At 57.5% G+C, this 23,849-nt stretch carries 18 protein-coding genes; 7 read left to right on the forward strand and 11 right to left on the reverse strand.

Translation table 11 applies throughout. The features are described 5' to 3' along the window. Positions 1-36 precede the first annotated feature (36 nt). The 6 genes from M3A44_10505 to M3A44_10530 all read left to right on the forward strand — a co-directional run bounded on the left by M3A44_10505 (position 37) and on the right by M3A44_10530 (position 7,233). Positions 37-2,355 (forward strand): S8 family serine peptidase, encoded by a 2,319-nt coding sequence (locus M3A44_10505; GenBank protein ID MEQ6342057.1) that lies wholly within the window; start codon positions 37-39, stop codon positions 2,353-2,355. 22 nt (positions 2,356-2,377) lie between these two features. Continuing rightward, entirely contained in the window at positions 2,378-3,070 is a 693-nt protein-coding gene (locus tag M3A44_10510) for a peptidoglycan recognition protein family protein (GenBank protein ID MEQ6342058.1), read from the forward strand. A gap of 168 nt (positions 3,071-3,238) precedes the next feature. Then, complete coding sequence (locus M3A44_10515; GenBank protein ID MEQ6342059.1) at positions 3,239-3,598, forward strand: hypothetical protein; 360 nt, start codon at positions 3,239-3,241, stop codon at positions 3,596-3,598. A gap of 614 nt (positions 3,599-4,212) precedes the next feature. Beyond that, positions 4,213-4,896 carry a Crp/Fnr family transcriptional regulator gene (locus M3A44_10520; GenBank protein MEQ6342060.1) on the forward strand — a complete coding sequence of 228 codons (684 nt, stop codon included), beginning with the start codon at positions 4,213-4,215 and terminating at the stop codon, positions 4,894-4,896. A 267-nt stretch (positions 4,897-5,163) separates the two neighbouring features. Next, on the forward strand, positions 5,164-6,345 hold the full coding sequence (rnd, locus tag M3A44_10525) for a ribonuclease D (protein MEQ6342061.1): 1,182 nt from the start codon (positions 5,164-5,166) through the stop codon (positions 6,343-6,345). Between the two features lie 30 nt (positions 6,346-6,375). Beyond that, positions 6,376-7,233: a serine protein kinase RIO gene (locus tag M3A44_10530; GenBank protein ID MEQ6342062.1), complete on the forward strand. Its 858-nt coding sequence runs from the start codon at positions 6,376-6,378 to the stop codon at positions 7,231-7,233. 11 nt (positions 7,234-7,244) lie between these two features. Here the strand turns inward: M3A44_10530 and cysS are convergent, their stop codons facing one another. The 5 genes from cysS to M3A44_10555 form a co-directional block, all read right to left on the reverse strand. Then, positions 7,245-8,642 carry a cysteine--tRNA ligase gene (cysS, locus tag M3A44_10535; protein MEQ6342063.1) on the reverse strand — a complete coding sequence of 466 codons (1,398 nt, stop codon included), beginning with the start codon at positions 8,640-8,642 and terminating at the stop codon, positions 7,245-7,247. A 492-nt stretch (positions 8,643-9,134) separates the two neighbouring features. Next, the gene (locus M3A44_10540) at positions 9,135-10,283 is read right to left on the reverse strand and encodes a porin (protein ID MEQ6342064.1); all 1,149 of its coding nucleotides are present in this window, start codon (positions 10,281-10,283) and stop codon (positions 9,135-9,137) included. Further along, positions 10,280-11,134 (reverse strand): alpha/beta hydrolase, encoded by an 855-nt coding sequence (locus M3A44_10545; protein MEQ6342065.1) that lies wholly within the window; start codon positions 11,132-11,134, stop codon positions 10,280-10,282. Before M3A44_10545 ends, M3A44_10540 begins: the two co-directional genes overlap by 4 nt. A gap of 26 nt (positions 11,135-11,160) precedes the next feature. Beyond that, entirely contained in the window at positions 11,161-12,867 is a 1,707-nt protein-coding gene (locus tag M3A44_10550; protein ID MEQ6342066.1) for an ABC transporter ATP-binding protein/permease, read from the reverse strand. Then, a complete protein-coding gene (locus tag M3A44_10555; GenBank protein MEQ6342067.1) occupies positions 12,867-13,925 on the reverse strand; it encodes a DUF1611 domain-containing protein in 1,059 nt (352 codons plus the stop codon). Before M3A44_10555 ends, M3A44_10550 begins: the two co-directional genes overlap by 1 nt. Positions 13,926-14,413: 488 nt before the next feature. Here M3A44_10555 and M3A44_10560 point away from each other — a divergent pair, with 488 nt between their 5' ends. Further along, complete coding sequence (locus tag M3A44_10560; protein ID MEQ6342068.1) at positions 14,414-16,054, forward strand: hypothetical protein; 1,641 nt, start codon at positions 14,414-14,416, stop codon at positions 16,052-16,054. A gap of 28 nt (positions 16,055-16,082) precedes the next feature. Here M3A44_10560 and M3A44_10565 read toward each other — a convergent pair whose 3' ends face one another. The 6 genes from M3A44_10565 to M3A44_10590 form a co-directional block, all read right to left on the reverse strand. Beyond that, positions 16,083-17,045 carry a toll/interleukin-1 receptor domain-containing protein gene (locus M3A44_10565; protein ID MEQ6342069.1) on the reverse strand — a complete coding sequence of 321 codons (963 nt, stop codon included), beginning with the start codon at positions 17,043-17,045 and terminating at the stop codon, positions 16,083-16,085. A gap of 90 nt (positions 17,046-17,135) precedes the next feature. Further along, the gene (locus M3A44_10570; GenBank protein ID MEQ6342070.1) at positions 17,136-18,119 is read right to left on the reverse strand and encodes a toll/interleukin-1 receptor domain-containing protein; all 984 of its coding nucleotides are present in this window, start codon (positions 18,117-18,119) and stop codon (positions 17,136-17,138) included. A 3-nt stretch (positions 18,120-18,122) separates the two neighbouring features. Next, positions 18,123-19,256, reverse strand: a complete 1,134-nt coding sequence (locus M3A44_10575) for a patatin-like phospholipase family protein (protein MEQ6342071.1) — start codon at positions 19,254-19,256, stop codon at positions 18,123-18,125. A 51-nt stretch (positions 19,257-19,307) separates the two neighbouring features. After that, positions 19,308-21,065 carry a WD40 repeat domain-containing protein gene (locus tag M3A44_10580; protein MEQ6342072.1) on the reverse strand — a complete coding sequence of 586 codons (1,758 nt, stop codon included), beginning with the start codon at positions 21,063-21,065 and terminating at the stop codon, positions 19,308-19,310. 192 nt (positions 21,066-21,257) lie between these two features. Next, a protein-coding gene (locus tag M3A44_10585) for an IS3 family transposase (GenBank protein ID MEQ6342073.1) occupies positions 21,258-22,819 on the reverse strand; the annotation gives its coding sequence in 2 pieces (ribosomal slippage) (positions 21,258-22,366 and positions 22,366-22,819; 1,563 coding nt in all). A 28-nt stretch (positions 22,820-22,847) separates the two neighbouring features. Further along, positions 22,848-23,831 (reverse strand): hypothetical protein, encoded by a 984-nt coding sequence (locus M3A44_10590; GenBank protein ID MEQ6342074.1) that lies wholly within the window; start codon positions 23,829-23,831, stop codon positions 22,848-22,850. Between the last annotated feature and the right edge of the window lie 18 nt (positions 23,832-23,849).

Genomic DNA, 23,849 nt, shown 5'->3' on the forward strand with positions numbered 1-23,849 from the left:
AAAACAGTAATTCCGACTGCTAAAAGGAGCACAGCCATGGATCAGACAGTAAAGATATTTTGCACAGGCGCAGAGCAGGACAAGATTGCGGAAAAGCACCCTGTAATCGAACGCTATGACGGCTTCGTGATCACCGAGATTCCGAAAAAAGAAGTTACCCGTCTTTCCCGCACCTATCCTGTTGAGGACATCACTGAGCTTTACACGATCCAGGTGGGCGAACGCACCATCGACACCTCAAGGCCGCGCCTCGATGCACAAGGAAAAATACGCGCCCATCCTGCCTACAAAGGCATAAAAGCACCGCCTCCAGGCCGCCATCATAATCTTGTGCAGTTTATCGGCCCGATAAAAGAAACATGGTTGCGCGCCGTTAAAAAAGCGGGCGGGGAACCACGGGCACCTTATGGTGATTTCACTTACATCGTGCGGGCGGATGACGAGACGCTGGCACAGATCGCGGCACTGCCGTTTGTCCGATGGACGGGGCATCTGCCCACCAAGGATCGCGTGGCGCCATCCGTATTAACAAACATAGGGCGTAAAGCCGACGACACCTCCGCCACACTGCCGCGCACGCGCGTCATGCCCGGTGCCTACGCCATCGAGTTCTTCGGTTCGGCGGACCTCACCGCAGGCATTCCCGAGATCAAGAAGCTGGGATTCAAAATATCCGGAAAGGATGCCAAGGGAAAACTGCTTATTGTGGAAGCGGAATCTCGCGGTGCGGCACTGGGTAAAAAGATCACCGCGCTTGCTGCCGTTCATGGCGTGCGCTCGATCCGTGAGCGCAGCCTCAAACGCACTAGCAACGATGTAGCCGCCGGGGTCATGGGTGCAGCAACAACAATGGCGAGCTCCGGTTTGGGTTTGAGCGGGCAAGGTGAGTGCGTGGGAGTATGCGACACCGGCCTGGACACCGGCAACCCTCAAACCATCCACCCCGACTTCACGGCCCGCATTGCATGGGTCAAGAGCTACCCCATCACACCGGATTTTGCTCCCTACATCACCAATCCCGGCGGCAACGATGGTCCCGCGGATGTTGACAGCGGCCATGGCACCCATGTGGCAGGTTCCGTGCTGGGAAGTGGCGCGGCAAGCATCGGCCTACCAGGCGTGACAGCCCCGATCCGTGGTCTTGCCCATAAGGCCCACTTGGTGTTTCAGGCTGTCGAGCAGGAAATGAAATGGAAACCGCCGTATCAAGGACGCTATGACCGCTACCTGCTTTCTGGTCTACCACTCGATCTTACCACTCTGTTTACCGACGCTTACAAAAAAGGTGCGCGGATACACTCGAACTCGTGGGGTGGCGGCGAGCCGGGTGTTTATGACAGCTCCTGCGAGCAGCTAGACCGTTTTGTCTGGGGACACAAGAATTTTTGCATCCTTTTCGCTGCCGGAAATGACGGCTCGGACAGTGATGGCAACGGCAAGATCAATCCCATGAGCGTCACGTCTCCGGGCACGGCGAAGAACTGCATTACCGTGGGCGCATGTGAGAACCGACGCCCCGCATTTAACACTGAAACCTATGGTAAATGGTGGCCGCAGGACTACCCGGTTGCACCGTTACGTAACGATCCCATGGCGGACAATCCTGATCAAATGGCGGCGTTCAGCAGCCGTGGCCCGACCAAGGATGGCCGCATGAAACCTGATATTGTTTCCCCTGGCACGTTTATCCTCTCCACGCGCTCCACACAAATTGCGCCCAACAACCGCGCGTGGGCAGCCTTTCCGCAGAGCAAACTATATTTCCACATGGGCGGGACGAGCATGGCGACCCCACTCACCGCGGGGGCGGTCGCCCTGGTACGTGAATACCTGCGGAAGCAGAAAAAAATGCGCAGCCCGAGTGCGGCCTTGCTCAAGGCGACCCTCATCGCCGGTGCCGCCAGGCTGCCGGGGTATGCGCCCGCGGGGACAATGCTGGATTATCATCAAGGTTATGGCCGCGTGAATCTCGACGCTATCTTGTCGCCACCCGCACCTGCATCCGCCGTGTTCCTGGACATCAAACCTGGCCTCAAGACGGGCAACGTTCACGCCATCGAGATCGCAGTGAAATCAGAGAAGGTTCCCCTGCACGTAACGCTAGCTTACACCGACTACCCCGGGCCTACGCTCGTCAACAACCTCAACCTGATCGTCACCGCGCCGGATGGCAAGCGCTATGTAGGCAACCAGGCAGCAGGAGCAGTCCTGGCTATGGACACGAAGAACAACGTTGAAGTCGTTCGCATTGAAAAGCCGGGGGCAGGCAAATGGAAAATCGAGATTATCGGCTCCAACATCCCCAATGGGCCGCAGGATTTTGCATTGGTTTATGTGGCGCACACGGGAAATTAAACGGCATAAGGAGTTATGAAAAATGGCTAAAGTAAAATCCGTAAAAAATGCATCCGCGCCCAAACTGGCTTCGGCGATCGGCACGCCAAACATAAACCGCACCATTCGCCTTGAAGCAAAAGACTATATCGGGGCGCAAACACCGAAAGACCTGATCGTTCTTCATCATACAGTGGGAGCGACAGCCAAGAGTACCATCGACTACTGGAAATCCGACCCACAACGTATCGCAACGGCATTTGTGATTGAAAGAGATGGCGAGATTTACGAAGTGTTTGATCCGAAATACTGGGCATTTCACTTGGGATTGAAGGGGACAGGCGGCGCGGTGGACAAACGTTCCATCGGCATAGAAATCGCCTCCGAAGGTGGGCTGATTCAACGAAATGGGAAGCTATATTGCTTTGATAAGGTTTCTGACAGGACGCTCTTCAAGCAGGAATATTATGATCATGGCATGCCATGGCGGGGATATCGTTTCTTTGATGCCTATTCGGAAGCGCAGATTACCGCCACCATCGAACTGATAAACCTGCTTTGCAAACAATTCAAAATCCCCAAATCGACACCGGCCAACCACTTTGATGCCGATGATGGATACCGGCAATTTGCCGGCATCCTCGGGCATCACCACCTGCGCCCGGATAAATCCGATATCCATCCCGGCTTTCCGTGGCAGCGGGTTATCGATGAGGTGGGTTTGGCGCTACTTTAGCGGCTTGTCGAACTTACCCTTCCGGGAGCAAGTACCCTGAAGGGCACGAGTGTGACTTTGTCACAGATAATCCCTTACATATATGGTCAACTATAACCGTGGAAAGGATACCCGATATCACTGAGGAAAGGAGTTAAACCAGTATGGATATAGATCAGGAGATGTGTCATGAACATATTAGATATCATGGGCTTCACCCATGGAGCAACTGAAGTGACAATAGCGCTATCATACCTTGCAGTATTGGTAGGTACCGCTGTTATTTGTGGTCTGCTGGCGCAGTGGGACCAGCGCTCAGCGATAGAGAATGGGGTTCATGTCAAATCCAAATCCAACGTGCGTCATTTGTATCTGGCTTCTGAAGAGCCGGTATGCGCTCCGCCGTCGAAGCATACCCTGAAGCTGGATCCAATTAATGCAATGTATGATGAGGAGTTTTCGTACCCCGAGAAGTGCCAGCCGCTAAAGCTTTATGAGGAAACCATAGAACATGCTGCTATGGAAGGAAAATTAAAGAAAGCGGCTTAAGATGTTGGAATATAGCCCGCAAGAAATGGAATAGTGAAGGTCATGTGAGAGCATGATGAAACAAGGGTGACGGGGTTGTAGGATAAAGTTTTACAACATCCAAATAATTACAGGCTAGTGGGCGTCGCGCCGTAGCTTGGGACTCCCCGTCACCGGGTGGTGGCATTATTTACGCTTCCTCTGACACCGCCCCCCTTACTTCGTTAGTCTTGATGATTATCTGTTTACGGTTGCTCCACCTGCTTCCTCCTCGACATCCCACTGATCAAAATGACTGAATACTTTATGAGACAAGCGAAAACCCTCATCTTTGAGATTCACCAGATCAGGCTGCAACAAGTAGCTTTGATTATTGTCCAAAGATTAAGGAACTCACCTAGATTTGAGTTGTGATCTGTGACAGCGACCCAGCTATGGCGTACCCATCTAAACGCATCGCTCCCCAGCAGCCCGGGTACGGTAGGGGGTTCGTTCCGCCAAGCTTGAAATATGCCAAGTGTTTTAAAAATACAGAAAGATAAAAATCAGAGTTATTGTTTTTCGGGCCAAAAAAGTCCAAGGAGTGACTTTTCCATCGTCCCGCTAGGGATGCTAATTTTTTTGTTGGGTGAGACATGATGGGCGAAGTTGATGATTCACAACGGTTGGATGCTTTTCCGGCATTGCGTGACATTGGCGATCCTGTATGGCACAGAGTAATACGGTCGGCACAGCCGATCAGCGTATCTGCTGGCACCGTATTATTTCGAGGTGGTGAAGCCTGTGAAAATTATCTGCTCGTATTAGACGGGGTGGTGAAGGTACAAAAGGTCTCGGAGAGCGGGCATGAAATCATCCTGCACCGGATTCAGGCCGGGCAAGTATGCGAACTCACCACTTCATGTCTTCTGGCCGATGCCGATTACCCTGCGGAAGCGATTGCCGAAACGAAAGTGCATGCCCTACTGATCCAAAAAACTCATTTTTACGAGGCTATGTCCGGCTCACCGGGATTCCGCAAGTTTGTTTTTTCATCCCTTGACCATGGCGTGCACGAACTGGTTCAGTTGATCGAAGAAGTGGCCTTTGGGCATATGGATAGCCGTCTTGCCAAACATCTACTGGACCTGGCCGGCTCACAAAAAATCATACAAGGCACTCATTATGATCTTGCCGTCGAATTAGGCACGGCAAGAGAGGTTGTAAGCCGCCTGCTCAAGGATTTTGAGCATCACGGCTGGGTGAGACTGCACCGGGGCAATCTGGAAATTCTTGATCATGACAGCCTGCGCGAACTGTGTAAGAAAGATCGCGGATGAAGTGGATGCCAATGGACAAGGGTGCAAGCCGTGAATCACTGCGAAAATACGATGCTCAAGAACTTTATAGCTGCAAACGTTACGGCAACGCAATCGACCTGTTTATGATGGTATAATTAAAAATCAAATAACTTGCCCAATCACATGATCAACCAAAGAGTCCCAGATGCATGAGAGGCTCTTGCACCCTTTGAGTAATAGCCGCAAAATCACGCCTACAATTCCTGATAATCGCCGCAACTTTCCTCAAGCACACAGAATCCTTTAATGACCGCCTACCTTTACATCGAAACGCCCGAGCAACTGCTGGATCTTTGCGAGCGGCTGAGGGGTAGCCCTTGGTTGGCCTTGGATACCGAATTCATGCGGGAGAAGACCTATTACGCGCAACTGTGTCTTATCCAGGTCGCTAACGGTCAATTTGCAGCCTGCATCGACCCTCTACGCCTATCCGATCTTGGTCCATTCTTGGATCTTATCTACGATCCAGCAATCGTTAAGGTCATGCATTCCGGCCGACAGGATCTGGAATTGCTGTACGATCTTCGCAAGGAGCTGCCGCATCCTTTGTTCGACACCCAAATCGCTGCTCGACTTATGGGACAAGGCGAGCATGTGGGTTATGGCAATCTGCTGGAAAACATGCTGGGTGTTCGCCTCGAAAAGGCCCATACGCGTACCGATTGGGCGCGCCGTCCCTTGTCTGAAGACCAACTACATTATGCCGCCGATGATGTGCGCTATCTGGGTGAGATCTACCTGACGCAGCGCGATGCGTTGGCGCGCGATGGCCGACTGCAATGGGTCGAGGACGAATTCAAAAAATTAACTGACATCAACAACTATGTACCATCACCACAAGATGCGTGGCGGCGCATTCGCGGCTCGCGCCACCTTAAATCTGCGGCACAACTTAATGTGTTGAAAGCCTTGGCTGCCTGGCGTGAAGAATATGCGATCACGTCAAATCGTCCCCGGAACTGGATCCTGCATGATGACGTGTTGCTGCAACTTTCCCGGCAAATGCCTGACGACGTCGAAGGCTTGGAGCAAGTGCGCGGGATAGAGCCAGGCTTTTTACGGCGGCACGGCCAAGATTTGCTCGTGATGATACGCGCAGCCAAAAGTGTGCCGGAAACTGCGCCTGCCCCGGAGGAGCGTCCAGCGCGTCTCAATGAAGGTCAGGAGGCGATGGTGGACCTGCTCATGGCTATCGTGCGATTGCGCGCCGCGCAGAACGAGGTCAGCCCAGCCAGCCTCGCGGCCCGCAAGGATTTGGAAAAATTAATCTTGGGGGAACGTGATATACCAGTGCTGGATGGCTGGCGTCGCCCCATGGTAGGTGAGGACTTACTGGCAGTACTGAAGGGTGAGCGTACCATCATGGTGCACGAAGGTGGCCTGGTGTTGGAGTCTTGCTCACCGGCTCATGCCCACTCACGCATATAGAAAACACTAAAATACTTACAACCTAACCTAATGAAAATCCCAAAAAGCATCGAACCGCTGGTACAAGACGGCCTCGTTGACGAGGTCATCCGTCCCCTCAAGAGCGGCAAGGAAGCCGCAGTCTATGTCGTCCTGGCGGGGGGGGAGGTCCGCTGCGCCAAGGTGTACAAAGAGGTCAATAAACGCGGCTTCCACACACAAGCCCAGTATCAGGAAGGTCGCAAGGTTCGGAACAGCCGTCGGGCGCGCGCGATGGAGAAAAACACCCAGTATGGGCGGAAAGAACAGGAGAGCGCATGGCAGAACGCCGAGGTAGACGCGCTGTACCGCCTCGCGGCGGCGGGTGTGCGTGTCCCGCAACCCTATGGCTTCTTCGATGGGGTACTGTTGATGGAGCTGGTGACAGACGATAACGGCAACGCCGCACCGAGGCTCAACGATCTGGAGTTCACCGCCTCGCAGGCCAGGGAGTACCACGGCATACTGATCAGGCAGATCGTCCGGATGCTCTGCGCCGGTATTGTCCACGGCGACCTGTCCGAGTTTAACGTACTGGTCAGCAACGACGGTCCTGTCATCATTGACCTTCCTCAAGCCGTCGATGCCGCAAGCAACAACAATGCCAGCAGGATGCTTGAGCGCGATGTTGACAACATCACCGCCTACTTCGGCCGTTTCGCCCCCGAACTGCTGTCCACCGACTACGGCAAGGAAATTTGGGCGCTCTACGAGAGCAGCACCCTCCACCCCGAGATCGAATTGACTGGCCACTTCGAGCACAGCGAAATAGAGGCTGACGTGGGCAGTGTCATGAGCGAAATAGACGCAGCACGCGAAGCCGAAGCCGCACGTCGCCGGTACTTACAGGAAATGTCAAAACCTGAATAGGTCGGGGCGACTTATTCTCTGCGCCACGTGGTTTTACCGGCGTTGTCTTCCAGAATAACACCCTGGGCCTTGAGCCAGTCACGGATGCGGTCCGACTCGCCCCAGTTTTTGCTTGTTCTCGCGACATCGCGCTGCGTGATGAGATGTTCAACATCTTCGGGCGCCAACCCACTCACGGTTTTGGTATCTTTCAAAAATCCCTCCGGGTCGGCCTGCAGCAATCCCAGCACGCCACCCAGCCGCCGCAATATGCTTCCCAGGCGCGCAGCCCCCTGCATATCTTCGCTACGCACACGATTGATATCGCGCACCAGATCGAACATCACCGCAAGGGCTCCCGGCGTATTGAAGTCATCATCCATCGCGGCGCTGAAGCGCTGCTCGTATTCTGTCTCTTGCCCCTTGATACCGGCCTCCTGCTCACTCGGCAAGCTGCGTAGCGCCATGTAAAAGCGTTCCAGCGCGGCCTTGGCATTGTCCAGATTTTCCGTGGAGTAAGTGAGCGGGCCACGGTAGTGGCTACCGATTATGAAATAGCGCACGATTTCCGGCGTGTAGTGCTTCAACACCTCGCGCACGGTGAAAAAATTGCCCAGCGATTTGGACATTTTCTCCTCGTTCACCTGCACGAAACCGTTGTGCATCCACACATTGACGAACTTGTGGCCGGTAGCACCCTCGGACTGGGCGATTTCGTTTTCATGGTGCGGAAATTTCAGATCCATGCCGCCACCATGGATATCGAAATGATCCCCCAGGCAGTGACCGGACATCGCCGAACATTCGATGTGCCAACCGGGACGGCCCGGCCCCCACGGAGAATTCCAGCTCGGTTCGCCGGGCTTGGCGGCCTTCCACAGCACGAAGTCGAGCGGATCATCTTTGGCCTCGTCCACTTCAACTCGGCTTCCGGCGCGCAAGTCTTCTAAACGCTTGCCGGAAAGTTCGCCATAATGTTCAAAGCGGCTCACGTCATAATAGACATCACCATTTGCGGCAACATAGGCGTAGCTCTTGTTAATCAGTGTCTGGGTCAGACTGATGATCTCAGGGATAGAATCAGTCGCACGCGGCTCGATATCCGGCGGCAAGGCACCCAGCGCCCGCTCATCCTCGTGCATCGCGTCAATAAAGCGCGCAGTGAGCGCGTCGATGCCTTCGTGATTCTCGGCGGCGCGTTTGATGATCTTGTCGTCGATATCTGTAATATTGCGAACATAGGTGACCTGATAGCCCAGCGCGCGCAGATAACGCACTACCGCATCAAACACCACCATCACCCGCGCATGACCAAGGTGGCAATAGTCGTAGACTGTCATGCCGCACACATACATACGGATTTTGCCGGGCTCGATGGGGATAAAAAGTTCTTTTTTGCCGGTCAGGCTATTATGAATGTGTAACGTCATCGGTTTCGCGTTTTATTTACTAAAGTTTCGAAGTTCAAAAAGCCCCGGGATTCCTGACTAACGACATGATTTTTAAATGGTTTATTTAATAAATCGAAAGGTTGTTCGTTCTCTTCAACATCACAGACAGCATCGAGGATAGCAATGCACGGATACAGTTGCCGGTTGAAACAACAGGAAGCTGCGGCTATAAGCGCCGATACAAAAATTTTGGATAAGACACCACGGGGTGAAACAGGAAGAGTTAATGAGGTCGTACTTGATTTCCATATCAGTGCATTAGCGCCGTACTGTAATTCTTACACACGTGGTTGCCAGTCAGTTTACCAGAAGGCAGAAAAAAGTGCCCCCCCTTCGAAAGAGCTGCAATACGGGGGCGATTACTCCAGGTTGCGCTGAATAATAATAACGATGCGCGGCACGTGCGGCCAGCACTTCAAGAAAAAAGATGGGGAGGCACGCGCGCATCTGACGGAGCGAGCGTTCGAGGCGTTAAAAATCCACTTGGCCACGCACCTGGAAGATATCGGCATTGCCTTGCGCGATATTTTTTTCGTAGTCGGCATAGACATAATTCGCCATCAGCCGGGCATGGCGGTTTATGTACCAGTTAAGCCCCAGGGTGATATCGCTCAGCTTTTCGCCGCTATCATCACTGATGGCGCTGTTGCGCACCGCCACTTCCCAGGCGCCCAAAGGGTTTTCAGGTTTGATCGCGCCGAATCTGCCATCCCGGTAAGGACGCGATTCCCCTGTCAGGAACCAGCTGGCATAGACATAATAACCGTCGATATTCCGCCCCCGCCTGCCATCACTACGACTGACATCAGAGCGCACGTATTCCGCCTGCAATGAAACGGCCCCTCTGACGGCAGCGGCTTCCAGACCGGTTAGCACGATATTGTCGACATTTCTTATCGTCGCCGTGCTAAACCAGGCGGGCGCCAGATCGGACTCGGGGCGGGCGCGGTAGCGTAGCGTGTTATCTCCCGGCACGCGATAGCTGGCTCCCGCACCAAAATGCAGAAGCCTGCCTTTTGTGTCGATAGGAGCATAGGCAACGCGTCCGGTGAATGCCCTTTTGAGGTTGCCGGCGGAGTTCAGATCTTCCGTGAACCCCCCCGCTTCCAGGTATAGTCCTTTTGCGGGAGCGGCGGAAAAACCAACACCTACGCTTCTGACAGGGGAAAATGTGTATGGCAAGCCGCGTTCCATGAAGGTGGTCGCTCTGGAGCTGGTGGCGGCTTCCAGACTGAAGGGTTCATAGAACTGCCCTGCTTTGATCTTCGCCGTCTTAAAGCCCGAATAAGAAACGAGTGCCTGCCAAATCTCGACAGGATCAGCATTGCTGACATTATTAAGGGCATTGGTGACATCCAGGGTCACATTGTAATCCCAATCCCCATATACGCGCCCTTGCGCGGAAAGGCGCGCGCGGCGGAATCCGGTCTCATCGGTATAGCCTGCTGTCTTTCCCTGTAACGCGTCATGGCCCTGATACCAGGCGGCGTCGTACATAAGCAATCCGCCGAACTTGAAAGTGAATGGCGGGGCTTTTTGGACTTTATTGGCCGATTCGGCAAAAATCGGGCTGGCAGTCAGCATCAGAGCAGCAGACAGAACAGCGGGGAAACATTTCATTTTCCACCCCCGAACAGACAATCAAAAACCATTTCGCCCATCTTTCCACGCCTCATGCTCTGGGTGAAAGAGTGGCGGGAACGCGGCAACGTGTGGAAGGTGTAGGACGTCTTGAGGCCTTGCGCCTCGGCGGCGCGCGTCATGGCGGCAATCCAGTGCTCGCCGCGCTCAAGGCGGGTGGGTCCCTGCTGCTGCGCAATCTTTGGGGATTTATTCAACGCCACATCCTGCCGCACGTCACGCTCGCCGACGAGCACGCAGGTGGGGATAGCCAGGAAACCGGACGGGTCAAAGGTGACGCCCGGCAGACTCTTCGCCTGTGCTATGCCCTTGGGATATTTTACGGTGGGGTCAGGGAAGGTATACCAGCCGGGTGCGCCCAGCACGACCTTCGCAACCCGCTCCGGGTGCGCCAACGTATAACGGTGCACAAATTGCGCCCCGCCGGAGTAGCCAAACAAGAATAATTTGCCGGTCTGGGCGCCCGTCAAACGGCCAACTTCATCGACGATCCTGTCCAACGCCAAATCCGCGCGCTCGCCTTTCCCCTTTCGCCCCAGGCGCTGATAATCAGGGAAACGCCCCTTCGAAAAATAAGGAGCGATCAAGACCGCGCCGTAGCGTTCGGCGAAGGACGCGAAACGCTCGGCATGCTCGCGCGCATTGCGCGAGATGCCATGTACTGTAACGAAGACCGGCGCATTGGCGCCGCCGCGCTGCGGCACATAGAGAAAATATGGCTGGCGGGTGGCATCGCCAAGAGTCCGTTTCGATACCATACCCACGGTGGAGAAACCGTCCCTGCCATTCTCTGTTTCCACGGCCATGACCGATGCAGCATACGCAAACATTAACACTACCCCCAAAAAAATCCGTATCAACTTGCCGCTTCCATGCCCGTGCGAAACATGCGCGCCGTCGGGCCATTTCCAGACAATAGCTTTGCCGGTGGACCCGCCTCCACCACTCGCCCGGCCTCCATGTACCAGATGACGTCCGCGCTCGATAGATGATCCAGGCGATGGGTGACCAGAAGGATGGTGCCTCGATACCCGGCCAGCACGCGATCCACCACCGCACTCGCCTTGGGATCGAGGTTGGCGTCAATTTCATCGAGCAACAGCAGTGGAGGATTGCCAAGCAGCGCGCGGGCCAGGGCAATGCGTTGACGCTGCCCCGCCGACAGGCCCACGCCACCTTCCGCCACACGGGTTTTCTCGCCATCCGGCAATTCAGCCAGCACTTCATCGACGCCACATAACGCCCGCACCCGGGCGATTTCCTGCGCCGGGGCATCCGGCCAGCGGTAACGCAGATTCTTCTCCACCGTGCCGCGCAGCAGCGGCAGATCGGGACCCGCCATGCCTATCGCACGGCGCACTGAAGCTAAGCTGTGCTTCGCCAGATCCTGGCCATCCAGGCGCACCACGCCTTGGTCGGGGTCGATCAGGCGCGCCGCAAGGGACAGCAGTGTTGACTTGCCTGCGCCATTGGGGCCAACCAGCGCCACCACCGTGCCCGGCTCCACAATCGCCATGACCTGATCCACTCCGCCCACCACGCTCACGCCATTAAACTCCAGACGGCCCGCGCCCAGACCAATATCCGGCGCATCCGGGGCATCCGTTACCAACGACGGAGCGTCGAGAAATTCCTGCAACTTTTCCCGAGAGACGCAGGCGCCGTGCCAATATTCCTGGACACGGCCCAGATCGCGCAACGGCGGCATCAGTATGCCAACGATAGTCATGGCCGCCACCACCGTCCCCACGCTGACCTGCCCGGCGGCCACCTCGAACACGCCCATCAACAACGCCGCCGCCGAGGCGAGCGCTGCCGTAGCTTCAGTCACGCCCAGAATTTGGCCCGCCACCCGCGCCCGCTCGATCATCGCATCATGCAGCCGCTGCCCCTGACGCGAAATGCGCTCGCGCTCGCGTTCGGATTGACCGAACATCTGCACCACGGCGATGGTCGCCACCTTCTCATTGACGTTCGCGGCAAGATGGGAAAGGCGCCGCCGCGATTCGCGGGCCGCCGTGCGCAACCGCTCGCCCAGACTGAAGGCAACTGCGGCACCGGTGCATAGCACGACAGTGACTATCAATGCCAGCGGCCAGTTGATCACTGCAAGGGCCGACAAGGCCGCCACCGTCATCACAACGGCTACCGTCAGGCGCGCCAACCCCAGACTGACCCAGCGGCGCAACGCCGTCATGTCCCCCACGAAGCGCAACGCCACACCACCCTGGCTACGCTTTTGCAGCGCACGGGGCGCCAGCGAGTTGAGGCGGTCGTACAGCACCATGCGCACATCCGAGGCATAGCCCTGCCCCATGCGTTCGGCATCAACCCGCTCCATCATGCGCAACCAGGCGATAACGCCCGCCGCTGCCGCCAGCCCCAACCCCGCCCATATCAGCCCAGGGTCGATTACAGAACTCTGCGGCGCCAGCATGTGATCGAACACCAGCTTCACCAGCCAGGCGGTACCCACTGCCGCCCCCGCCTGAGCCAGACCATTGGCGACCAGACGAGAGAGCAGCGTACGGCGCCGCCCTTGAAGTACGCGCGGAATGTTCATCAGGCGGACAGCGCGATTTTGGAGCACATCCCAAGTTCGCTCGCGATAGCGGCATCGCGCAGCATCTTTTTATCAAAGACTGGCAGACCTGTCGCGTTGGCAGCCTCGACAATCGCCAGCGGCGACGCCGTCAACAGGCCGCTCACGGCAAGCACAGGCAGGCCCTTGCGGCGCAGCCACTCCACCCCGGCCGCTGCGCCCATCGCATCACCCGCAGCGAAAATCACGTCATTCACCGTTTTGGCAAACACCGGCGAATCCAGCAGTGCCGCCGTCTCGGCCTGGTACAGACCGTCCGCCACCTCCAGCACGATCACATCCATCCCCGCCTTTGCCAGATGGCCGGTCAGCGTGGCAAGAATGCCTTCCACCTCTGCGGCTGTGGTACGGAACGTGGAAGGAAACCCGGCATCGGTGAAATCGAGCGCGAGCCTCGCCCCCGCATCGCCCATGAACCAGATGTCCTTGCCCGACCCCGTGCCTGTCACCTTGGCCGCGCCCACCTTGAGGCCGGCATTCGTCAGTCCATGGATCAGATTGGCCGCCGTGGTGGTCTTGCCGGCATTCATCGCGGTGCCGACCACGGCCACCGTATAAGGCAAGGGACGCGGGTGACCAAGCTTTGCCACTGCGGCGCAAGACAGATTGATGCGTTGACCGTTGACATCGGCCAGCAAACCAACGGGGGCAATAACAGTAGGCGACTTCATATTGGCATGCCAGGACAACGCCCGCGCAGCGATACCGCCTGCCGCCACCAGATGGCAAGCCGCCAGATCGTGCGGCACCTCCGCCTCGAACTGATCGGGGGCATAGCGGTTGCCATAACACACCACAATCTCATCCCCGGTGAACAGAATCGCACGGCGGCCGTTGGTCAACTCCAGAGCCCCATGCTGGCCGATCTTATCCACCCGCGCCAACACCAGATCACCGACATTGGGCACGACATCCTCCCCCGCCAGCAGCGTTGCCGCCGCCTCAAGATTGACATGGCGCGGGGTGTAGGAAACTTTGGCGCGAAGAATACGCTCGTGGCAGATAGGTAACATGTTCATAGTAAGCTCCTTGTAAACGATCATTTATGGTACGGAAAATAATTTCCATGTTTTTCTACAACTTCAATCCAGAAGCCGCCACCCAACGATAGTTATGTTTTGTGACTACCCCATTACAAAAGGAGGGGAAACTGACGCCGTGATTATTGCTGCTTAACCCCTGCCTCTTATTTGGGAATTTATTCCCATTTTTATACGGTGTCAACACTTTTCTTAATTGGCTATGCTGAAAGTCTCGTAGCGGCGGCAGGATATGACGGCCTGCTGCCTGTCGCCGTCGAAAACCTACGCAAGCCGAGCAGCGATCCCATCTAAGCCTACAATGCCCTCAAACTGCTCAACCCCTATCCCAGCAACCGCGCCCAGCCCCTGCTCTACCGACACTGGCCGGACCACTATCCAGATCCGCAGACGACAAATATTTGTGTGGTTCAGTGTCATGCGCTAGGCTTAATCTGCCAATCCAAAATTAATTTCGGAGGAGAATCGTGACACTTGCTCCGGAATGTTCGATCAAATGGGATGGGGCCGCACTGGCGATTTTTCTGGGCGCGATACCGCTTGCCATTGCGCTCACCGTCGCAACGCTTTTTCTCTACCGCTGGGCCATCGGGCGAGCCATGCGCACCGCAGCCCGGGAGGCAGCGCCGGTTCCCGAGCTGCCCCCCTCCTCTCTGCCCGGCCGGCGGCTGGAGATCGTTGTCGTTTCGCAGGCAGCATCGAGCACGGCTGAACCGACGCGCTTGGGCGCAACCATTCTGGCCATGCGACGTTTGAGCGTGGCCTATATCCTGGCCGGTGTGGCCCATGCCACCATCGCCACTGCGCTCATGTTCTGGCTCAATGAACTCGAATTCAAACCCTTTCGCACGCTGGCAGTGTGGACAGTGTTCGCATGGCCTGTCGTCGCTGTATTGATGATGACGGCAACCGCCACGCGCAGGCAGAAATCTCTGCTGATTGGCGCCTACTTCGCGCTCCTGCTAATGCTGGAGATCGTTGCCGAAGTATTTCACTTGCGTGACCAGCCAGCCTTCGGTGAATTGTTCATGTTGTGGGCGATTATCATGGGGCCGCCAACAGCGGTCATCGTGCTGCTGGCAAACCGCGCCTGGCGCTCGGTGGGGTTGATCGCTCTGTTTGTCTCCATTGTTCTGGTGGCGGCTTATCTGCTGGGCTTCCAGCTCTTGGGCTGCATGCTTCTGACAACCAGGAGCGGGTTGCTGCTCGCGTCGATGGCCTATCTGCAATTTGCGATCGTTCTCGGTTGCGGCGTGCTGGCCTGGCTGCTCCTGTGGCGCGCCGCGCGTCGCTACCAGACCAAGCATGCGAGCGACCAGATGTTTACGCTGGATAGCTGGTGGCTGCTCGTAACCGCTCTCGGAGTCCTGTTCCAGATGGGGAGCTCGGGTGTCGCGAGCTTCTCGTTCCTGTTGGCATTCGTCGGCTACAAGCTCGCGTTGCGTGTGAGCTTGCGGCGTCTTGGTCGGGCCGACCTACCGGAAAAACCGCAACCCATGCTGCTCCTGCGTGTATTCGGCCACTCCAAGCGCGTACGTATGCTAACCGATCAGGTTGGGCAAACCTGGCGCCATGCGGGGCCGATCAACATGATCGGCGGCACCGACTTGGCAACGGCGCTGCTGGAGCCGGACGAACTGATGGCATTCTGGAGTGGAAAGCTGCGCCAAGGCTTCGTTGTCGGCCCGGCTGATCTACAAAAGCGGCTGGATAATCTGGACGAAAAGCCCGACCCGGATGGGCGCTACCGCATTAATGAGTTTTTCTGCCACGACAACACCTGGCGCGCCACTGTGCGCGCGCTCACCCAGCATAGCGCGGTGGTGCTGATGGATCTGCGCGGCTTCGGGAAGGAAAATCGCGGCTGCGAATTCGAGCTTGCCTTACTGCTCGGCGAGGTGCCGCTGGCGCGTGTCGTGCTGCTGGTGGACCGCACAACTCGCACCGAGGATCTCAAGGCGTTGCTGGGTTCGGTGTGGGACAAGCTGCCCTCATCCTCGCCCAATCGCGACTTGGCGAAACCCGTGCTGCATCTGTTTCAAGTCGAAGACAGCAGCAAGGCGCTGCGGCCCTTGCTGACGCGTTTGTTCGCGGCGACGGCGGCATAAACAACCGTCGTGATCTTATGTCGACCCCCTATTGTCCGAACCACTTGTCCTTATATTTTGCCATTTTCTCCGCAAGATCATCGTAATCTTTCCAGTCCTGGTCGGCGTGGATGCGCACGTTCGAATTCGGCCCGGCCAGCTCGCGCATGAGAAAGGGGAGATCCTCGCGATCGCGCACAAAGTAGTGGGAGAAGCGGCCGAGTGCCAAGGCATAGCCGGCCTCAAACAGCGCGCTGGTAACCAGTTTCTGTGGATAGACGAGAACGAATCGATGGCTTTGCTGCAACGCTTTCAGATCATCCAGCACGGAAACATCGAGAGTATCGAAATCCGACATGCTTTCGATTTTTTCCGCTGCCCAGTACACAGAAAGGCCACAGTCCTGTTTTAGGGAATCGAACAGTTTCTTGAATTGCGCGCGGCCGGCCTGATATTCCGCATCGGTGGGAAAGGCGGCCATGGGCGTGGAAAGAAATACGTCGTAAGTAAATTTTCCAGAGTTTGACTTGGCCTTCATCGCGGCCTGCTGCAGTGCTTTTTCGAGATCAGGCCACCATGTCTGAAATACTTTATCGAGCTGTTTTTCGGTGAGCTGGTTCTCGCCCAACTGAGCATTGATCGCGGTGATGAGCTTGGTAATTTCGCCCTTATCGAGTAAGGCGGCATTGAAGTGAGCGAGTGGTCCCGCAAGATCGGGAACCGTGATATCGATCAGCAGGGGTACGACTCGGCTTTGTTCAAAGCGTTTACCCAAGGCACCTGCTTCGTAAAGTATCCAGGGAGCTGACAGGTTATCTCGTGTCAGGCACAGAATTCCAAAGGACGACTCGTCGAGTACTGTGCCCAGCTCATGAAACCATTCGCTTCCTTTTGCAATATCCTCCGAAGAAAGAAAAACATCGACCGCTTGAATCACATTCGGCAGCCAATCCTTGAGGGCTTTGGCGACATCGTGACTGGCCTCGCCTGACCAACTGACAAACACTTTCATTGCACTTCCCTCTCGAAAAACTATTTTAGGTTTTCCATGCGCCGCCACGCCAAGCCATTCATCCAATCCCTCATGGTATTCATGATAGCCCTATTCTGCAGCCCCTGATTTCCCGTCTCCTTGTTTCACAGCCTCCCGCCGAGCGACGAACTCCACCGGGACATGAGGCGTATAGCCACCGCTATCTTCCAGGGTGAAGCGGATACCATCGGGGGTGATTTGGCCCGTGTAGCGGTGGGTGACCTCCTTCCAGGGGCTATCGCTGCCCAGCATCTGCTGGCTGTGAGTGACAAAGCTCACCCAGTTGCCCTCCACCTTCGCCTGCTCGATGGTCAGTCGGCCGGCAAGATAAGTGGCGGTGCCATGCAGGGCTTTATCCAGGTACTTAAACTCGAAGATCTCGTCATGCTGGTCACCCCAGTCGTACTTCACACGCGCCGCCCAGCGTCCGGTGACATCGACGGCGGGTTGCTTGACGGAGGGCAGCGCAGAGGTCTCGGGGACAGACGTGTCCGGGATAAAACGAAGTGCGGCGTATATGCCCAGCAGGACAACAGCGATTGCGCCGCCCAGGATCATCCAGCGACGGCGCGGATCGGTCCGGCCGCCACCCTCAGCAGGCAACAAGCCCCGCAGACTCGCCATCAACTGCACCAAATCCCCCCGCCAACTGACGTCGGACAGCACCACGGCCTGGCGCCGCGCCAGCGCGGCAAGGGATGGCGGCAGTTCATCCGCGGTGGGCATCTTCGCTCCGCCCACCAGCAGTGGGATGAGTGGCTTGCCTGAGTCAAGCGCAGCCTCGATCTCCTGGCGCACAAAATCGCCTGGGTCATCCAGCCGTCGCCGGCCATCCGCGTCGGCCTTCAGCCAGAAAGGTCCCATCATCACCAGCACCGCGCCCGCTTCACGCAACTGGGACTGGATGGCCTGCGCAAAATCCTCGCCCGGCTGGATATCATCGACATCGCGGAACACACTGCCGACGCCGAATTCCGCCTCCAGGGCGTCGGCCAGCCGGCCTGCAAAGCCGGCACTGTCGTCGCGGCGGTAAGAAAGGAAGATTCGGGCCATGGGTCAGAAGCCCGCGAAGTGCTCTGCCTTCACTTTCTTCGCCACCGCCTGCCCCACCCGCTGCAACTCGGCGATATGCGCCACGGAATCGAGCTTCTGCACGTCTTCCGGTTTGATATCCGCCAGCTCCAGGGCTGACAGTCCCTTCGGGGACAGCTCGGCGTTGTAGCGCATGTAAGTAAAGAGTTTACCCGGCCCCACCGGGCCCTTCGCGCCGATCATGTTACCCACCTCCCGATCAAGCTCATCGCCGGAGAGACATTTGCCAAACACACGGCAGAGCGTGTCCTGCTCGTTGAGCGCCGCGTACATCAGCGCGGAGGGAATAGAGCCTGCGTTGTAGAGCAGATTCATTTCGTTGGGATCGAGGTCGGCATTGGCCTGCGGGCTGGTGCCCGTGCCGATCGACACCACCAGCATCTTGTCTTCACCGGCGGACCAACCCATCTTGTAGGGCTCCACCGTTGCCATCAGGAAGGCCTGGAACGCCGGGTTGTTGTAGGTGGTGATGCCGCCATCGACAAAGACGAACTGGTATTCGTTCTGCGTACCTGGGTCGAAGGTCACAACCTCGGGTGGAAAATACACCGGTGCCGCCGTGCTTGCGCGCACCAACTGCCACAGCGGCAACTTGAGGTTGCAATCCTTCCGTTCCGGCTGGTTGTATTTAGCGTACGGATTGTTCGAAACCGGCCAGGGCGAGTCGGTGGTGGCGTTGCGCATCACCATCATCAGCACCGTCTTCAGCTTGTCGCTGCCCAGGGCCGTGTCCTTGCCGAATACCTCCTGCATTTTCGTCGCCAGCTTATCGTCTTCGAATTTGTAACGGAAGCGTTTGAGCAGGGATGCCTTGTCGAACATGTCGGTGCCGCTGCTGATGTAGAACGAGCGGATATCGGACACCTTCATGCCGAGCGAGATGCACGCCGCGATGATGGCGCCGGTGCTGGTGCCCGCGACAAAATCGAAATAATCGGCCAACACAAAATCGTCGCCGCGCCCCAGCTTCTGGCGCAGCATGTTTTCAATTTCGGCCAGCACTTCCACCGTCATCATCCCGCGTATGCCGCCGCCGTCGAGGGCGAGGATTTTCTTGGGGCCGGGGGTTTGGATGCGTTTTTTCAGTTGCTCGTTCATGGTGTTTTCCTTAAGTGTTGTCAGTTTTCTTCTGGTGAGCGGAAAGGCTGTTTAGCTCACCCCATTTGCGGTCTTGCTGGTTTGCTGCGGAACTGGCTTGTCCGGCGGAATCGGCAGGCCGGGGCACTGCTCGATGTAATTGATATCCGGAGACACCCACTCGCGCCATTCCTTCTGGCTCATGTTACGGGTGAGTTTCTTGCAAAGTTCGTCGGGCCATATCTTGGGGGCGGGCCACAGCCGCAGGGTCTTGTCATAGCTGCCCGAGACGATGCGCGTGCCGTCGGGGCTGAAGGCCACTCTCGACACGAGGCCCTGATGCCCCTGCAGCGGAGCGCCGATAGGCTGGCCGGTTTGCGCGTCCCACAGCCGCAGGGTCTTGTCCCCACTGCCCGAGACGATGCGTGTGCCGTCGGGGCTGAAGGCGACGCTCGACACGTAGTCCTGATGCCCCTGCAGCGGCGCGCCGATGGGCGACCCGGTTTTCGCGTACCACAGGCGCAGGGTCTTGTCCCCACTGCCCGAGACGATGCGCGTGCCGTCGGGGCTGAAGGCCACGCTCGTCACCCACTCCTGATGCCCCTGCAGCGGCGCGCCGATGGGCTGGCCGGTTTTCGCGTCCCACAGGCGCAGGGTCTTGTCCCAACTACCGGAGACGATGCGTGTGCCGTCGGGGCTGAAGGCCACTCTCGACACGAGGCCCTGATGCCCCTGCAGCGGAGCGCCGATAGGCTGGCCGGTTTGCGCGTCCCACAGCCGCAGGGTCTTGTCCCCACTGCCCGAGACGATGCGCGTGCCGTCGGGGCTGAAGGCCACGCTCCACACCGTGTCCTGATGCCCCTGCAGCGGCGCGCCGATGGGCTGGCCGGTTTTCGCATCCCACAGGCGCAGGGTCTTGTCTTCACTGCCCGAGACGATGCGCGTGCCGTCGGGGCTGAAGGCCACGCTCCACACCGTGTCCTGATGCCCCTGCAGCGGCGCGCCGATTTGCTGGCCGGTTTTCGCATCCCACAGGCGCAGGGTCTTATCCCAACTGCCCGAGACGATGCGCGTGCCGTTGGGGCTGAAGGCCACGCTCGACACTGCGTCCTGATGCCCCTGCAGCGGCGCACCGATCGGCGATCCGGTGTTCGCGTCCCACAGGCGCAGGGTCTTGTCCCCACTGCCCGAGACGATGCGCGTGCCGTCGGGGCTGAAGGCCACGCTCGTCACCCACTCCTGATGCCCCTGCAGCGGCGCGCCGATGGGCGACCCGGTTTTCGCGTCCCACAGGCGCAGGGTCTTGTCAAAACTACCGGAGACGATGCGCGTGCCGTCGGGGCTGAAGGCCACTCTCGACACGAGGCCCTGATGCCCCTGCAGCGGAGCGCCGATAGGCTGGCCGGTTTTCGCATCCCACAGGCGCAGGGTCTTATCCCGACTGCCCGAGACGATGCGCGTGCCGTTGGGGCTGAAGGCCACGCTCGACACCGCGTCCTGATGCCCCTGCAGCGGCGCACCGATGGGCGATCCGGTGTTCGCGTCCCACAGGCGCAGGGTCTTATCCCGACTGCCCGAGACGATGCGCGTGCCGTTGGGGCTGAAGGCCACGCTCGACACCGCGTCCTGATGCCCCTGCAGCGGCGCACCGATGGGCGATCCGGTGTTCGCGTCCCACAGGCGCAGGGTCTTGTCCCCACTGCCCGAGACGATGCGCGTGCCGTCGGGGCTGAAGGCCACGCTCCACACCGTGTCCTGATGCCCCCGCAGCGGCACGCCGATGGGCGACCCGCTGTTCGCGTCCCACAGGCGCAGGGTCTTTGTCCCCACTGCCCGAGACGATGCGCGTGCCGTCGGGGCTGAAGGCCACGCTCGACACCGCGTCCTGATGCCCCTGCAGGGGCGCGCCGATCGGCGACCCGGTTTTCGCGTCCCACAGGCGCAGGGTCTTGTCCCCACTGCCCGAGACGATGCGTGCGCCGTCGGTAGTTGTCAAGCTAGTTGTCGCCTGAATGCTTGAATTTATGCTGCCTTTTTGAGTTCTAAATTTTCCTCCTTTGGATCGGTTTTTTCGGCGACTTGTTGATCGGGATTCAAGTGAACTACGCGGACTGGCCGCCAGTTTCGAGTAACGCCACTCCAACGCTCTGGATGCCTTTTCTTCGCTGCTTCATAGACGTCGACGCGCTTCTGTAGCAACGCGGTGTCCAGGCCCGCATGGCGCTCTGCGGGGGTAACGAATCTGATGGCACTGTGACGATGTTCATGGTTGTACCAATGAACAAATGTGCTGACCCACTGCCTGGCGGCAATGAGACTTTCAAACGGTCGGAAGGGATAGACTGGCCGGTATTTCAACGTCTTGAATAGCGACTCCGAAAAAGGATTGTCATTGCTGACCGCCGGGCGACTGAACGATGGCATCACGCCCAGCGCTTGCAGGGTGGCCAGCATCGTGGCGCCTTTCATCGGGCTGCCATTGTCAGAATGCAACACCACCTGATTCAGTGCGATGTTTTCCCGCTTGCAAATATCGCGCATAACTTCGCTTGCCAGGTCACTACTTTCTGCATCATAGATCTGCCAGCCAACGATTTTTCGGCTAAAAATATCCATGAACAAATACAGGTAAAAATAGATTCCCTTCACCTGCGTTGGCAGATAAGTGATGTCCCAGCTAAATAACGCATTGGGCGCCGTTGCACAGAGCGCACGCGGCTTGTGGCGCTGTTGCGCGGGTCGTTCTGCGCCACGATGCCTGAGCTGATGTGCTTCTCTCAGAGCGCGGTAAATGGTTGACTCAGAAGCGATATATTGCCCACGGTCGGCCAGCCGAGGAACGATTTGACCTGGCGGAAGATCCCCAAATTCGTCTGAATTCACGACTGCCAGCAGGCGCTCGCGTTCCGGCACACTGAGCTTGTTTTTGGGTGCCTGCAACCGCATGGGTCGCTGATCGCCGCGTAATGGGTCGAGCTGCCAGCGTTGCAAAGTGCGTTCGCTGAGAGAGATCGCCGCACAGGCGCGATCCTGGTGCGCACCCGCAGCGATTGCTTCCGCCACCAGTGTCATGACTTGGCCGCGCTCTGCGAGGGAGGTCATTTGACCTCGTCCTCCCAGAGCGCGCGGAACTTTTTTTGCAGGATCAGCAAGGCTGCCGCCTCCGCCAATGCCTTCTCTTTGCGCACTAACTCACGCTTGAGTTTCTCATTTTCATCTTTCAATGTCCGAAATTCACGGATGCCTTGCACCGCTTTCACCTCGGTACAAAAAGCCGTTTTCCAGCTTGCCAGATGATGGGCAAATAAACCTTTTTCACGACACCACGCATGCAAGGTCTCGCCTGACAAGCCATGGGTTTCATGCAATGCCACCAGCTGCTCCTCCGCGCTCCAGTCCTGGGGCCGTTTCTCTTTTGTCACCGATATACTGAGCTTGCCCATCGATTTCCTTTTCATCCAATTCTTTAACGTATGGAAACTAACGTTCAGGTCTTCCGCCACCGACCGGATTGTCCGATCTCCACGAGAAAATACCTTGACCAGCGCTTGTTCTATAAATGCCCCAGAATACGTTATTTTCATCGTTGCCTCTATTTTAGAAAATTAAAATTTAGAGGCGACAACTAGCCTGACACAGGGGGCCGTCGGGGCTGACGGCGACTGCTAAGACTCGAGAATCCGCATCAATGACCTTCAACAAATGTGAGTGGCCAAATAGTGAGACACCTATTGTATTCTCGATCTCGCTATGCGGCGCAATCCGGTGTGCTGCAAGCAGTTTCAACAATCCGAGCACCGTGCCACCTGGGCGTGCGCCCGACAGCATGGCTTGCGCTTCAGCATTAAGCTGCAGCGCTGTTGCCTGCTTGGATTCCTGATCCGCTTTCCAGGCGAGCCACACAGCCAGGAATGCAACCGCGATAGCCGCGAAAAGCAGGTATCTTAATAGTTTGCGGCTTTTTTTAAGCCTCGCGGCATCGGCCTGTGCCTGCTCAGTGGCACGCTTCTGTTCGGCCGTGAGTGCTTCTGCGGCAGCCTGCTTCTCCCGTGCGGCATCGAGTTCCGCCTGACGCCGGCGTTCTTCTTCCACCTGCTTTTGTGTCTCTCTCTGGCGCGAAGCCAACATGAACTCGCTGACGGGTTCAAGTCGTCTACGATAGGCAGGTCTGGCGGCGAGCGCCTCGGCGATGGCCAGCCGTTCACCCACCATCAGCCAGGGGTCCTTGCGGCCGTTCTTCTCCCAGTCTTGCGCAGCCTGTTCAACTGCATCGGCGACCTTCAGGTCTTCGCGCTCGGCGTGCAGCCAGTTGGCGAGTACGTCCCAGCGGCGCAACAGCGCTTCATGGGCTACCTCGACGATTTTCTCGCCTTCGCGCTGGTCGGTGAGCAGCAGTCGTTTATCCGCCAGGGCATCAATGAGCTTATGGCTCTCGGGTGGTAGATCGGACAGCCGCGCTGTGCGGCGCATGGGCTCGTCGTTTTGCGGATTGATCGTGGCGAGCCAGGGAATGAAGGCGGCCCGCAGAGTTTCCAGTTGGGTCTGACGCTCGGCCGGGTCGCGGGCGAGCACGGACTCCGCTTCATCGTTCACCACGCTGCGCATGCCGCCCAT

The sequence above is a fragment of the Gammaproteobacteria bacterium genome, from assembly GCA_040183005.1.
Taxonomy (GTDB): domain Bacteria; phylum Pseudomonadota; class Gammaproteobacteria.

Coding starts and splice junctions, on each gene's coding strand:
- M3A44_10505 (MEQ6342057.1), top strand. CDS start 37: ATGGATCAGACAGTAAAGATATTTTGCACAGGCGCAGAGCAGGACAAG.
- M3A44_10510 (MEQ6342058.1), top strand. CDS start 2,378: ATGGCTAAAGTAAAATCCGTAAAAAATGCATCCGCGCCCAAACTGGCT.
- M3A44_10515 (MEQ6342059.1), top strand. CDS start 3,239: ATGAACATATTAGATATCATGGGCTTCACCCATGGAGCAACTGAAGTG.
- M3A44_10520 (MEQ6342060.1), top strand. CDS start 4,213: ATGATGGGCGAAGTTGATGATTCACAACGGTTGGATGCTTTTCCGGCA.
- rnd (MEQ6342061.1), top strand. CDS start 5,164: ATGACCGCCTACCTTTACATCGAAACGCCCGAGCAACTGCTGGATCTT.
- M3A44_10530 (MEQ6342062.1), top strand. CDS start 6,376: ATGAAAATCCCAAAAAGCATCGAACCGCTGGTACAAGACGGCCTCGTT.
- cysS (MEQ6342063.1), bottom strand. CDS start 8,642: ATGACGTTACACATTCATAATAGCCTGACCGGCAAAAAAGAACTTTTT.
- M3A44_10540 (MEQ6342064.1), bottom strand. CDS start 10,283: ATGAAATGTTTCCCCGCTGTTCTGTCTGCTGCTCTGATGCTGACTGCC.
- M3A44_10545 (MEQ6342065.1), bottom strand. CDS start 11,134: ATGTTTGCGTATGCTGCATCGGTCATGGCCGTGGAAACAGAGAATGGC.
- M3A44_10550 (MEQ6342066.1), bottom strand. CDS start 12,867: ATGAACATTCCGCGCGTACTTCAAGGGCGGCGCCGTACGCTGCTCTCT.
- M3A44_10555 (MEQ6342067.1), bottom strand. CDS start 13,925: ATGAACATGTTACCTATCTGCCACGAGCGTATTCTTCGCGCCAAAGTT.
- M3A44_10565 (MEQ6342069.1), bottom strand. CDS start 17,045: ATGAAAGTGTTTGTCAGTTGGTCAGGCGAGGCCAGTCACGATGTCGCC.
- M3A44_10570 (MEQ6342070.1), bottom strand. CDS start 18,119: ATGGCCCGAATCTTCCTTTCTTACCGCCGCGACGACAGTGCCGGCTTT.
- M3A44_10575 (MEQ6342071.1), bottom strand. CDS start 19,256: ATGAACGAGCAACTGAAAAAACGCATCCAAACCCCCGGCCCCAAGAAA.